This is a genomic window from Caballeronia sordidicola (assembly GCF_000729995.1).
In the GTDB taxonomy this organism is placed as follows: domain Bacteria; phylum Pseudomonadota; class Gammaproteobacteria; order Burkholderiales; family Burkholderiaceae; genus Caballeronia; species Caballeronia sordidicola_A.
The window spans coordinates 1-12,820 of the sequence record NZ_JNFG01000033.1 but is presented as its reverse complement, the minus strand read 5'-3'; the positions used below and the strand labels follow the sequence as shown (position 1 = coordinate 12,820).

The window sequence follows — 12,820 nt, the reverse complement described above, 5'->3', positions numbered from 1 at the left end:
CAGACCGAGACCACAGCCTGGACACCCTGCTTGGACACCCTGCTCGAGTTTGACGGCGTGATGTACACCGTCGACGACACCGGGTGTTGTTGGGTGAAATTTGAAGTAGCGCGAATCGACGCAACAACGGAGCGCCCGCACGGGTTGAAGTATTCGCTAACGCTGCATGACGAAAACGGTACTCGCCTGTTGGGATTTGATAACGCACATCCGATCCGGGAGGGTTCAGGCCCGGGTGCCAGAACGCGAATCGAGTACGACCACAAGCACGCCGGCGAGCGCATCCGGTTTTACGATTACATGGATGCCGCGACGTTGCTTGCAGACTTCTGGACCGAAGTCGAAACATTGATGAAGGAAAGGAGCGAGAGCGATGATTAACGAACACATCCTGAAAGTCGGGATTGCCCCGATGGAGCAATTCAAGGCGCGGACGATGGCAATCGCGCGGGGCGAATACAAGCCGTCTCCCGACGAGCCGAAAATCTGGTTTTCGTCGCCTGAGTCGTTCGCACAGGTGCTGTCGGGAAAGAATCAGGCGTTGCTCGCGCTGATCGCCAAGACGAACCCGGCTTCATTGACGGAGCTGGCTGAGACGTCTGGACGGGCTAAGTCCAACCTCTCGCGCACGCTTAAGACAATGGAAAGGTACGGCATTGTGTACTTCGAGAAGGGCGATGGCCGCGAGGTCGCACCACGCGTCAATTATTCAGGCATCAGTCTTGAAATGTCGTTCGCGTAACGCAAAAACCGCACGCGTAGTACCAAGCCCGCGACACGCCAATCGGCATCGCGGGCTTCTTCATTTTGACCACATGACAAAAGCAAAACCATTCGGCGCCGCTCGCTTCCTGACCCGTCGAAGTGAGAGCATAGGGTGTCGGTCGCGGCCAACGGCATGCGCTTATCAGGCTTCAGATTGATGCTGACCGCTGCGTAGAAGCGGAGGCTAATCCAATGCAGGCAGGATGAGCGACCGCTTCGCGGAAAGCGAAGGACCAATGGGTCGCTGCCGGTCGTGCTGATTCGAGACCGGCACTGTTAAGCGTGCGGCAACATCAACTCACCGCACTAATAGCGTCGCGAGTCCGGCGCGCCGCTTTGGCCGCAGCATGGGCAAAATCATCGCCCTTACCGGCATAGATAATCGCGCGCGAAGAATTAATCAGCATCCCGCCTTTACCTGAAGAATCGCGCCCGGCACGGACCGTTGCTTCAACGTCACCGCCTTGAGCGCCAATGCCCGGAATCAAGAGCGGCATCTCCCCAACAATCGAACGGACGACTTCGATCTCACGCGGAAAAGTCGCCCCAACCACCAGTCCCAACTGTCCGCTCGCGTTCCACTTCTCGGCGGCGAGCCGCGCCACGATCTGATAAAGCGGCGTTCCATCGACGTTAAGAAACTGCAGATCCGAGCCACCGGCATTCGACGTGCGGCACAAGACGATCACGCCCTTCCCGTCATGTTCCAGATACGGCTGAACTGAATCGAACCCCATATACGGATTAACCGTGACGGCATCGGCTTTATATCGATCAAACGCTTCGATTGCATATTGCTCGGCGGTGCTGCCGATATCACCGCGTTTGGCATCCAGGATCACCGGCAACCCGGGATGCTCAGCGTGAATATGCGCTATCAGCTGCTCGAGTTGATCCTCGGCACGGTGCGCCGAAAAATACGCGATCTGCGGTTTGAATGAGCAGGCATACGGCGCCGTAGCGTCGACAATGTCGCGGCAAAAGTCGAAGATCGAATCAGCACGTCCGTTCAATGCACCCGGAAACCGTGAAGGTTCCGGGTCAAGCCCGACACAGAGCAAAGACTGGGTCCGCGACCAGGCGGCATTGAGCGATTCGATAAACGACATGGGCATCCGGGGCGAGAGGGCAAATAAGCGATCCGGTATTTTAACGCGGCGCGGCGTTGTTACTGGACGCGCGGCTAAGGACTCACCGCTAACAGCTAACGCATAGCCGCGCTCGCGCCCTCACCCTCGCCCAAGTGATGCGCGCTCAATGACAGCCTCACCGCACCGCCCTCGCCCGCGTCTCGCGCGCCTATGACCACTCACCGCATCGTCGCAGCCGTCTTGCGCGCTTTCTGCCCCGCGGGCTGCTTCGGCCGCCCACGCCGCTTGGCTTCCCCCGACCTTTCGACGGTAAAGCTGAACTCCCGCGTCAGGCTTTCTCCCGGTGCCAGCACCGTCATGCCGTTCGCGGCGCCCCCACCGGGCAGATTCACAGCATTGATCGGGTGATCGACGGGCTCGAAACAAAAGAAATTCTGGCCAGCCGGTGCGTAGAGCACGTAGTAATCGGTATCGGCGCAAATGGTCAGCGACAAGCGCCGCTTCGGCCACATCACGCTCGTGCGCCCGCTCCATCCGGTGAACGCGTTATTCACCATCGCGGCGGGCATGGGGTAAGCCACGCCGAATTGCCACGCCGGCGGCGCCGGAACGTGACGGATCGGCAGGAAATCGTCGCCGCAGAGCCACAAGCCATCGGCTGCGGCGGACAACTCGGTATCGGCTTCGCGGGTCAGGAACGGATGCAATCCCAGCCCGAACGGCAACGCTTCGCGCCCGGTATTTTCGACAAAAAGCGTCACCACGAGCGTCGACGCTTCGAGCGTGAACGACTGGCTCGCCGTGTACGAATACGGCGCGCCATCGCGGCGATCAAGCGTTAAGCGCACATGCGTCGAATTCTCCGACGCCACGTCCCACGCGCCAAGCCAGCCGTCGCCATGCAGCGGCAACGGCTCGCCGGGCCGGTTACACGGCACATCGACACCGCGGCCGAGAAACTGAAACCGCCCGCCGCCGATGCGATTCGAATACGGCAGCAGCGGATAACACGCGAGCTCATTCGGATCCGTAGCCGCGCTCGGCGCGAGGCACGGCCGGAAGATCGGCACGAGCGCGCCATCGCTGCGCCAGTCGAAACGGGTGATGCCGCCGCCGAGAGCCGGCGCGATATCGAGGCGGAGTTGTGCGTTGGCGAGGGTGATGCAACCGTTGACGCCTGGACCGCCCATCGCGACGACCGATGTGGCCGGCCCCGGGCGAATCGGCGGTTCCGTTGCAGCGGCAAGCTTGGAGCGGCGGGTCGGCACTGCTGGCCGGGACGACGCCGGTGGTGGCGTGGAGCTTCCTGCTGAGCGGGCAACGGTCATATGGCTGACTCCGAACGAGAGGCGATCAATCCCGTGGTCCTGGCCTGAGGCTCCAGCGTGCCCGGGAAGCTGCGGGCAGCGCGTCGTGCACGCCGCCTCGTTTTTTGCTTGCAACTTGATACGCAAACCTGCGGCGCGACGCGTGGAGCGCCATGCCTACCTGCTAAGCGCGTGCCTGCTCAGCGCGTCCGGCTATACCCGCGAAACACCGGCTCGGCGATACCCCTTGCCGACGGCGTCGCAATAAACACCGCGCCCGCGTGCGGATCGTCCTGCAACGCGTCCGCGTCCAATCCGACTCGAGCGCTCGTGATATACACCGTGCCGAGTTGCGCGCCACCGAACGCGACGCAGCTCGGCTGCGCCGTCGGCACGTCAATACGCGCCGTTTCCCGGCCATCGGCGTCATAACGCACCACGCGGTTGCCGCCCCACTGCGCGTTCCACAGGCCGCCATCGCGATCAACCGCGGAACCATCCGGCTCGCCGCTTGCGTCCGAAAGCTCAACAAACACGCGCTGGTTGGCAAACGAATCGTAATCACACGCGCGAATCAGGCGCTCCGGGGAATCGCAGTAATACATGCGCGAGCCGTCCGGGCTGAACGCGATGCTGTTCGAAATCGCGCAATCGCCGAGCGGCAAACGCTCGAGCGACAAATCCAGGTTCAACCGATAAAACCCGCCAATCTTCTCCGCCTTCGCCACGTCGTGTTTCGTCCCGAACACAAAACGCCCCTGACGGTCGCATTTACCGTCGTTGATGCGCGTCGGCAGATCGGCTTCCACCGGCATGATCGTTTCGATCGCGCCAGTCTCCAGATCGAAAAACGCCAGCCGCGAAGCAAGACCGAGCAGCAGCACGTCAGCATCGGCGCATAACGCGAAGCATGCAAGCCGTTCCGGCATGTCGAACGAAACGCGGCTGGCATCGCGCGGGTCGTAGCGCCACAAACGCCTGCCTTCAATGTCCGTCCAGTAAAAACGCCCGGTGTCGGCGCACCACGTCGCGCCTTCTCCCAGCGCGCATTTGCTGTCGACCAGCAGATGCGCTTTCATGCCCAGCCCCCGTCGATGACCACTTCCTGCGCGGTCATCATGCTGCTGTCGTCCGATGCCAGGAACAGCGCTGCCCGTGCAAGATGCTCGGGCAGCAATTCCGCATCAATGCACTGGCCCTCTTTGATCGCGCGCTTGCCGGATTCGTCGAGCCACAAGCGGCGTTGTTTTTCCGTCATCACCCAGCCCGGAACGAGCGTATTCACCCGGATATTGAACGGGCCGAGATCCCGCGCGAGGCCATTCGTCATGCCTTGCACGGCCGATTTCGCCGTGACGTAAACCGGAAAATTGCCCTGTTTAAGCATCCAGCTAATCGAGCCGAGATTCACGATCGACCCGCCGCCGAGCTGCTTCATATCGTCGATCACTGCCTGCGCCGCGAAGAACTGATGGCGAACATTCACCGCAATCCCCGCGTCGTAGGACTCCGGCGTCACGTCCTCGATCTTGTGGCGCCGGTCGTTCGCCGCGTTGTTCACCAGCACGCCGATGCGCCCCAGCGTGGTGCGTACATCGGCAATGCCTTTGCGCAACGCGTCGATATTCGTCAGGTCCACGCGCAGGAACATCGGCCGGGATTGCCCGTTGGCCAGATCCGCGCCGAGCTGATCGGCGAGCGCTTCACCGGCGTTAGTATCGATATCGAAGAACGCGACCTTCGCGCCCTGATCGAAGAAATGCTCGACGAACGCGGCGCCAATACCCGTCGCGCCGCCGGTAATCAGCACTACCTTGCCGGCGAGGCTCGGATAGCGTGCGAAGGTTTTATCGACTGAACTAGCCATCTGTCCCTAACCTCTCATTTAGTCGCGTGAATTTAGTCGCGCGAATTTAGTCCCGTGAACCGCGATTCTTCAACTGGTCGAGCAGCACCGCGGCGAGCAGGATCGCGCCGCGCACGAGGTACTGATAGAACGCGTCGATGTTCATCAGGTTCATCACGTTCTCGACCGTACCCATGATCAACACGCCGATCACCACGCCCGAGATGGTGGCGCGGCCACCGAGCAGCGACACGCCGCCGAGTACGCACGCGGAAATCACGTTGAGCTCGAAGCCGTCTGCGGCGTTCGGTTGTCCCGACGTAATCCGCGACGCCAGGATCACCCCGGCCAGCGCGGCCACTGCGCCCTGGATCAGGAAGATCCAGATGCGCGTGCGTTCCACATTGATACCAGCCAACCGTGACGCTTCCGGGTTACCGCCGATCGCGAGCGTATTACGCCCGTACACGGTCTGATTCAGCAGCACGCCGAACACGATGAAACACGCCAGCGTGACCCAGATCGGCAGCGAGACACCGAACATGGTCAAGCCGCCGAGCGCGATAAACGTATCCGACGATACGCCCACCGCCTGCCCATGCGACACGATGAACCCAAGCCCGCGCACCACTTCCATGGTAGCCAGCGTAGTAATCAACGCGTTGATCCGCAAGTACGCAATCACCGCGCCGTTCACAAAGCCGATGGCCGAACCCGCTGCCACCGCCGCGATAATCGCGATAAACGTGTTGCCCGTGGCGTTCAAAACCATCGCGCAGAGCACGCCGGCGAACGCCACCGTGGAGCCGACCGACAAGTCGAAATCGCGCGAGGCGAGGCAGAACATCATCGTGCAAGCGACCATGCCGATCTGCGAAATCGACAACGCCAGGCCGAGCATGTTCTCGATGGAGAAGAAGTGATCGACCGTGAGCGACATCGTGATGAACATCAAGACGAAGATCACGACGAGGCTGTATTCGGTGATCTGCTGCCACCATCTCTGCTTGTCGTTCTTTGCCGGCACCAGCGTGTTGGTAATGTTTTCCCTGACTTCCATGATGTCCTCCATCTCCACTTTTTTACTTCAGGCTGCCTGCGCAGTCGGTTCGGATTGCACAGGCAGCGCAAGATTCAGCACTGATTTTTCGGTCGCGTTCCCGCGCGGCAATTCGCCCGCGATACGCCCTTGCCGCATCACCACGATCCTGTCCGATACGCCCAGCACTTCCGGCAACTCGGACGAAATCATCACGATCGCGCAGCCGCGTTCGGCCAGTTGATAGATCACGTTGTAGATCTCGTGCTTCGCGCCCACGTCAATGCCGCGCGTGGGTTCATCGAGGATCACGACTTTCAGTTCCGGCTCTGCGAGCCAGCGCGACAGAATGGTTTTTTGCTGATTGCCGCCGGAGAGGAAGCGAATTTTCTGCCTGCGGCTCGGCGTCTTGATCTTCAACAACTGGATGAAACGGTCGGCGGTGGCAGCTTCTTTCTTGCGGTCCAGGAACAGCCCGGCGCGCAGGTAATGCCGGCGGCACGAGATATTGATGTTCTCGGACACCGAAGCCATGGCCACGATGCCCTCTTCTTTCCGGTCCTCAGGACACATCACGATGCCGTGCCTGATCGCTTCGCCCGCGCTGCGAACCTTGATCGGCTGGCCATCGAGCATGATCGTGCCGGCCTTCTTATGGTCCGCGCCGTAGACCAGGTGCATCAGTTCGCTGCGCCCCGCGCCCACGAGCCCGAAGAAGCCGACAATCTCGCCCCGGCGCACTTCAAAACTCACCGGTTCACGCAGCGCGTGACCTTCCACATTCTTCACGGCGAAGCGCACATCGCCGAGCTTGCGTGGCTTGTAATCGTAGATATCCGAAATTTCACGCCCGACCATTTCCTGCACGAGCGTATCGCGCGGAACCTCGGCCAGATTCGCGTGCGACGCGATCTTGCGGCCATCGCGGAAAATCGTGCACGTATTGCACAGCTCGTAAATTTCGTCCATGCGGTGCGAGATGTAGATCAGCGCGCGGTTGTCCGCTTTCAACTCGCGCACAAGCTTGAACAGCACTTCCGTCTCGCGATGCGACAGCGACGACGTGGGTTCATCGAGCGCAATCACGCGTGCGTTACGCAGCAGCGCCTTGCAGATTTCCACCATCTGCCGTTGCGCGATGGAAAGCTTCTTGAGCTTCGCGTTCGGGTCGAGATCGACACCCATTTGCAAGAGCCGCTCGCGGACATGCTTCTTCCCTTCGCGCTTATGCACCCAGCCGAACGTGTTCGGCAAGGAACCTAGCAGCAGGTTCTCGGCGACCGTGAGATCGGGCACGTACTGCAACTCCTGGTGAATCACCGCGATACCCGCCGCAATCGATGCGGCCGCGCTAGCGAACTTCACCTCGTTTCCATCGATCAGGACACGCCCGGAATCCGGCTGATATTCACCGCCCAGCACTTTCAGCAAAGTCGATTTGCCCGCGCCGTTCTCGCCCATCAAGCCGTGCACTTCGCCGGCGTTGACGTCGAACGACACGCCGTCGAGCGCGCGCACGCCTGGAAAAACCTTACCGATATTGTCAAAACGCAGCGTCGCTGACACATCGCCTCCTTATGTTTCATGCAGACCGCAGCGCCTCATGTCGGCACGCCGCGGTCCGTGGTGTTGCACTACGGAACAGCCTTACTTCGATGCCAGGCCCATCTTTTCGCGCACTTCGCCTACGTTGTCACGCGTCGCCAACATGCCGGTGGTCAGCGTCACGAGCGGAGGTTCCTTGCCGTCCTTGATCCACGTATACATGAGTTCCGACGTTTCCTCGCCATGACGCTTCGGGCTGATGATCACCGTGCCGTAGAAGCCGGTCGGGTTCGGTTTCTTGAACTCGTTCAACGCCGAATCCGAGCCGCCGATGCCCACGCCAATCATGTTGTCCGCCTTGAAGCCACGGCCTTCTGCAGCACGCACTGCGCCGAGCACGGCCTCGTCGTTCAGGCCGAACGCCACCCAATGCTTGAACTGGGTGTTTTTCGTCAACGCGATGTTCGCTGCGTTGAAGGCGTTTTCGGTATCGGTCTTGGCTTGCGGCGCCATCACGATATTGGCCTTCGGGAAGCCCGATGCAACCAGCGCTTCTACAGCACCAGCGGTGCGGTCATGGGCGGTCGGAAGCTGTTCATACGTCACGTCGATAGCGCCCGTTTCTTCCGGCTTCCAGCCGCGCTTCTTGATCTCGGCAGCAATTCCATCACCGACCTGCTTGCCGATGTTGAACGCCGAAATGCCCATGTAAGGCACAGATTCAATCGGCTTGCCCGAACCGTCGACCAGGCGGTCATCGACCGTCATCATCTTCAGTCCGGCCGCTTTTGCCTTTGCAACAATGCCCGGTCCGAGCTTGACGTCAGGCGTGCAGATCACGAAACCCTGGGCCTTTTGCGCGGCGAGGTTATCGATCGCGCTCATCACCTTTTCACCCGACGGTGCGCCGATCTTCACCAGTGTGAAGCCCTTTTCCTTGGCCGCCGCTTCGGCGAACTTCCATTCGTCCTGGAACCAGGGTTCTTCCGGCTGCTTGACCAGGAAGCCGATCTTGACGTCATCGGCGGCTTGCGCCACCGGCGCCGTGAACAAGGTCGCGCTGGCTGCCGTGGCCGTGGCAACGAGGGTGAGGAACATTCTGCGTTTCATGGTCTGTCTCCTGACTTGATCTGTCTAGTTGGTACGAAGGTATTGGCCGCGTCTTGTTGTAGTGATTTCGCACCACGGCCAGTGCGTCATCCTTTGCTGCTTATCCTGGGCGTTTCCGTCTACCTGTTCAGTCGTGATACAGCGCCGAGCGCCCGCCATCCACCGTGATGCAACTCGCGTTGATAAACGGCGCTTCGTCAGATGCAAGGAACACGGCGGTCATGGCCACTTCCTCCGGCTGGCCGATGCGCTTCATCGGTTGCAGATCGAGCGTTGCCCGTTTCGCTTTGGCCGGATCGGCCTGTTCGTTCCACCAGTCGTGCGTGAGTTGCGTCTCGATGTAACCCGGCGCAATCGCATTCACGCGCACCTGCCGCCCCGCGTATTCGATACCCAACGCCCGCGTCAATCCAATCACGCCGTGCTTCGCCACCGGGTACGGAAAACAACCCGGGATGATCTTGAACGCGTGCGTAGAAGCAATATTCACGATGCTGCCGCGCCCGCGTTCGACCATGCCCGGCAACACGGCGCGGCAACCGTTCCAGACGCCGTCGAGATCAACGGCGAAGCAGCGGCGCCAGTCGTCGTCGGTCATGGTCAGAGGATCACAAAACACGTTGATGCCCGCGTTGTTCACCAGCACGTCGACCGGGCCAAACTTCGCTTCAGCTTCGCTGACCGCGTTCTGCACCGATGCGCTTCGCGTCACGTCGGTTTGCACCGCGAGCACGTTGTCCGCCGATCCGATCCGTGCTGCCGTTTCACGCGCTAATGCAATATCGAGTTCCGCCAACACCACGGCCGCGCCTTCACGAACGAACGCACTGGCAATCGCCGCGCCGATGCCACGCCCGGCGCCGGTGATGACCGCGACCTTGCCTGCGAGCCGGGTCATTTCTTCTGGCCTCGCGCCACGGCTAGTCCATTGATGTACGCCTTCGCGTGCGATGCCGTGGTTGCTGCGGTCTGACCTGGCTTGTAGAGCGCCGAGCCGAGACCAAAGCCATTCGCGCCTGCGGTGAGGAACGGCCCCATGTTGTCCGGCGAGATTCCGCCGACCGGCACGAGCGGCACTTGCGCCGCGATCACCGCGCGCCACGCCTTCACCACGTGCGAGCCAAGCTGCTCGGCGGGGAACATCTTCAGCACGTCCGCCCCGTTCTTCAGCGCGAGAAACGCTTCGTTCGGCGTGGCGACACCCGGTGCGCAGGCAAGTCCTTGCGCTTTCGCGGCGCGGACCACATCGCCATCGCTATGCGGCATCACGATCAACTCGCCGCCAGCCTGTTTCACTTGCGCGACGTAATCCGGATGCAGGACCGTACCCGCCCCGACGATGGCGTCAGCGGGCAGCACCTGACGGATCGCCGCGATGCTGTCGAACGGCTGCGGCGAATTCAACGGCACTTCCATGATCCGGAAACCCGCTTCGTACAACGCGCGGCCGTGGTCAGCGGCGTCCGCCGGCGTCACGCCGCGCAGGATCGCGATCAGCGGACACAGTTCGAACGCAGCGGCGAGGCCGGCGTGTGGCGCGTAGGGCGCGGGAAGGTTGATATCGATTGCCATGGTCCTGCTCCTAATTAGTTGCGCTTGAGCTCGCCGGGATCAGACCGGCCTGCAGCGCGATCCGATGCAAACCGCGCTCGGTCGCATGCGCGACGGTCCGCGCATCGTGGCAACCGAAGCGGGCGAGCGCGTAGCGATATCGTTCGCAAAGCGCATCGTTGCCGATCAGCCTTAATGCCTTGCCCGCGAGCTCTGCTTGCTCACGCGCGAGCACTTCGTTAAGACCGCGTAGTTCGTGGCCGATCAACAGGCCCGAGAGGTAATCCGCTTGTTGCTCCGGCTGCAGTTGCCCGGTCAGTCCCAGCGTTCGGGTGCTGAAAATCGTGGCGAGCAAACCGGCGTCGCCATCGTTTTTGGCGGTATCGACGCCGCGAATAAACGCGTCCAGATCGTGCTTGTCGGTTGCGCGCATCGTGCGGCCGAGGATGGTGTGATCGCGAAGCGCGGCGAAGGTCTCGCCGGTCATGAACGTGTAGAACCGTTCGATCCGTCCCTTCGACACAACCGCCCACTTCGCATGCGTTCCCGGCAAGCCGATCAGTCCGCCGTGCGGTTGCTGGTCGAGCGTGGCGTCGCTGGCGAGCGCACCGAAGATCTGCGTTTCTTCACCGCGCATCACGTTCGGCAACGCGCCATCTTCAAGCACACCCGGAACGATGTGAACGGTGACACCCTTGAGCGTCGTCACGCGCACGATGCCCGCAACCAGCGCGGCGGGATCGGCGGGTGTGGACACGTACGGCGCTTCCAACCAGCCTTGTGCGCTGCCGACCATGCCCGCCGCGAGCACCGGAAGCGATGCATCGTTGGCGAGCCATGCGCCGCAGGTTGCATCGAATACGGCGTCGAAACCGCCTTCCGCTGCGGGCTTCGGCAAATTCATGATGCCCGCCGACGATGCCCGCGTATCCAGCACCGCGCCGCTTGCGTCGAGGAGATAGGCTCTTAGCGCCGTGGTGCCCCAGTCGAGTGCTATCAGAGCCGGCGGCGCTTTTTCGGCGCGGGCAGGTTGCGTCTCGGCCGATGTGTCGATCCGCGTCATCGTTTGATCCTGCGCGTTGTGGGCTGCGGGACACGCCAGCCGAGTTCTTGCGAGATCGCGCGCGCTTCGCGCTGCACGACCGGAATCAGTTCCTCCATGCGCTCGGACGGCATGTAGGGAATCGTGCTCGCCACCGACAGCGCCGCTACGATCGCCCCCGACGCGTCGCGCACCGGCGCCGCGACGCAGCGAATCGACGCTTCGTTTTCCTCGAGATCGAAGGTGAAACCGCCTTGCGAATAACGCGTCATGCGCTGGATGAAGGTATCGATATCCGGCTGGTGATCGGGCTTGAAACTCACCTTCGCGAGCACGCGATGCGACGCTTCCACCAGCTTCTTCCACGTCTCGGGTGGCAGGTCGAGCATCATCGCCTTGCCGATTCCCGTCGATGCCAGCGGCATCCGGTGACCGACCCGCGAGCGCATTTCGAGGCCGCGTGTGCCGGGAATCTTGTCGATGTAGAGGACGTCGTCACCGTCGCGCACGCCGAGGTGGATGGTGTCGTGCGTGTGCTCGGCCAGCACTTGCAGATGCGGACGCGCGACCGCGGTGAGCGGCATTTGTTCGAGCGCGATGGTGCCGAGTTCGATCAGCTTGGGGCCGAGCAAATAACCGCCGCCGACCTGGCGCAGATAGCGCGCCTGCACCAGCGAGCTCACCAGGCGATGCGTCGTGCTGCGCGTCGTCCCGAGCGCCGCGCCGATGCTGCGCAGATCGCGCGCGCCGCCTGCTGCAGCTTCGAGAATCGCGAGGCCGCGCAGCAGGGTTTGCGTGCCGGCTTGCTGCGGCGTGAGATCGAGTAGTGCTGCGGCAGATGCTTGGGCTTCGCTCGGCTCGGCCGCTTCGTTTGCTGCTTCTGCCTCGGGCGCCGCCGTGCTGCCGGCTGTGCGGTCCATCGACAATTCATGCTCGATGATGGGATTCAGGGTCTTGGTCATGGCACTCGATGTTCGCGGCTTGAGAATGATTGAGCGTTCGTTCACGACGCGAGTTATCGGGCCGATGGCACGCAACTTACAACGCGGGGAATCATCGATAAGGAGTGCGAGACACGTGGAAGCGAGTGCAGATGCGAGCGCGCTGATTGCGCTGATGTCGCGGACGTTGGCATGACTTGTCTCCGAGTGCTTTTTTCGTTCCACACGGTGCAAGGGAAAACCCTGGGACGCGTGTGAAGCTGTTTTGGCTGTGATCGGATTTTAGAGCCGGGTGTCTGGATTATTCAATATGTGATTGATGTGTTCACATATTGGGAGTTAGAGCGAAGAGAAAGCATACCGAAACAGGGCAGGCTTCGCAGCCCGACTCCTCCCAATCCATCGGGCGCGGCCGGGCGGATTCCACGCACACATGGTGGCCGTGACTACTTAGTCCTAGGAGTCTGCGCGGCAGATAGAAATTGGGGTGGTGAGCGACTGACATCGAATGCATATGTGTGAGCGCCGCCGATTTTCACCCGGGGACGGCGAGCGATGCGGCCGATTTGATCACGTTTCGATC

Annotated in this window: 13 protein-coding genes; 2 read left to right on the top strand and 11 right to left on the bottom strand. The window is 61.5% G+C overall.

The genetic code is table 11. The features are described 5' to 3' along the window. The first annotated feature begins 30 nt into the window (after window positions 1-30). Together FH08_RS0126900 and FH08_RS0126895 are read left to right on the top strand one after the other, a co-directional pair. A complete protein-coding gene (locus FH08_RS0126900; protein ID WP_031361332.1) occupies window positions 31-381 on the top strand; it encodes a toxin-antitoxin system TumE family protein in 351 nt (116 codons plus the stop codon). Continuing rightward, a complete protein-coding gene (locus FH08_RS0126895; protein ID WP_031361331.1) occupies window positions 374-742 on the top strand; it encodes a helix-turn-helix domain-containing protein in 369 nt (122 codons plus the stop codon). The genes FH08_RS0126900 and FH08_RS0126895 overlap by 8 nt, the downstream gene beginning before the upstream one ends. Window positions 743-1,058: 316 nt before the next feature. Here FH08_RS0126895 and pyrF read toward each other — a convergent pair whose 3' ends face one another. The 11 genes from pyrF to FH08_RS0126840 all read right to left on the bottom strand — a co-directional run bounded on the left by pyrF (window position 1,059) and on the right by FH08_RS0126840 (window position 12,258). After that, window positions 1,059-1,874: an orotidine-5'-phosphate decarboxylase gene (gene pyrF, locus FH08_RS0126890; protein ID WP_031361330.1), complete on the bottom strand. Its 816-nt coding sequence runs from the start codon at window positions 1,872-1,874 to the stop codon at window positions 1,059-1,061. A gap of 200 nt (window positions 1,875-2,074) precedes the next feature. Further along, a complete protein-coding gene (locus FH08_RS0126885; RefSeq protein ID WP_051888574.1) occupies window positions 2,075-3,184 on the bottom strand; it encodes an aldose 1-epimerase in 1,110 nt (369 codons plus the stop codon). Window positions 3,185-3,363: 179 nt separating this feature from the next. Beyond that, complete coding sequence (locus FH08_RS0126880; RefSeq protein WP_031361328.1) at window positions 3,364-4,242, bottom strand: SMP-30/gluconolactonase/LRE family protein; 879 nt, start codon at window positions 4,240-4,242, stop codon at window positions 3,364-3,366. After that, window positions 4,239-5,030, bottom strand: coding sequence for an SDR family NAD(P)-dependent oxidoreductase (locus tag FH08_RS0126875; protein WP_031361327.1), 792 nt, complete (start codon window positions 5,028-5,030; stop codon window positions 4,239-4,241). The genes FH08_RS0126880 and FH08_RS0126875 overlap by 4 nt, the downstream gene beginning before the upstream one ends. A gap of 46 nt (window positions 5,031-5,076) precedes the next feature. Further along, entirely contained in the window at window positions 5,077-6,069 is a 993-nt protein-coding gene (araH, locus tag FH08_RS0126870) for an L-arabinose ABC transporter permease AraH (protein ID WP_031361326.1), read from the bottom strand. Window positions 6,070-6,096: 27 nt separating this feature from the next. After that, window positions 6,097-7,614 carry an L-arabinose ABC transporter ATP-binding protein AraG gene (gene araG / locus FH08_RS0126865; RefSeq protein ID WP_031361325.1) on the bottom strand — a complete coding sequence of 506 codons (1,518 nt, stop codon included), beginning with the start codon at window positions 7,612-7,614 and terminating at the stop codon, window positions 6,097-6,099. Window positions 7,615-7,695: 81 nt separating this feature from the next. Continuing rightward, window positions 7,696-8,703: an arabinose ABC transporter substrate-binding protein gene (locus FH08_RS0126860; RefSeq protein ID WP_031361324.1), complete on the bottom strand. Its 1,008-nt coding sequence runs from the start codon at window positions 8,701-8,703 to the stop codon at window positions 7,696-7,698. Window positions 8,704-8,830: 127 nt separating this feature from the next. Next, window positions 8,831-9,601, bottom strand: coding sequence for an SDR family oxidoreductase (locus FH08_RS0126855; protein ID WP_031361323.1), 771 nt, complete (start codon window positions 9,599-9,601; stop codon window positions 8,831-8,833). After that, the gene (locus tag FH08_RS0126850) at window positions 9,598-10,275 is read right to left on the bottom strand and encodes a 2-dehydro-3-deoxy-6-phosphogalactonate aldolase (RefSeq protein WP_031361322.1); all 678 of its coding nucleotides are present in this window, start codon (window positions 10,273-10,275) and stop codon (window positions 9,598-9,600) included. Before FH08_RS0126850 ends, FH08_RS0126855 begins: the two co-directional genes overlap by 4 nt. A gap of 10 nt (window positions 10,276-10,285) precedes the next feature. Then, window positions 10,286-11,317 carry a 2-dehydro-3-deoxygalactonokinase gene (locus FH08_RS0126845; RefSeq protein ID WP_051888573.1) on the bottom strand — a complete coding sequence of 344 codons (1,032 nt, stop codon included), beginning with the start codon at window positions 11,315-11,317 and terminating at the stop codon, window positions 10,286-10,288. Then, window positions 11,314-12,258 (bottom strand): IclR family transcriptional regulator, encoded by a 945-nt coding sequence (locus FH08_RS0126840; RefSeq protein ID WP_035567238.1) that lies wholly within the window; start codon window positions 12,256-12,258, stop codon window positions 11,314-11,316. The genes FH08_RS0126845 and FH08_RS0126840 overlap by 4 nt, the downstream gene beginning before the upstream one ends. Window positions 12,259-12,820 lie beyond the last annotated feature (562 nt).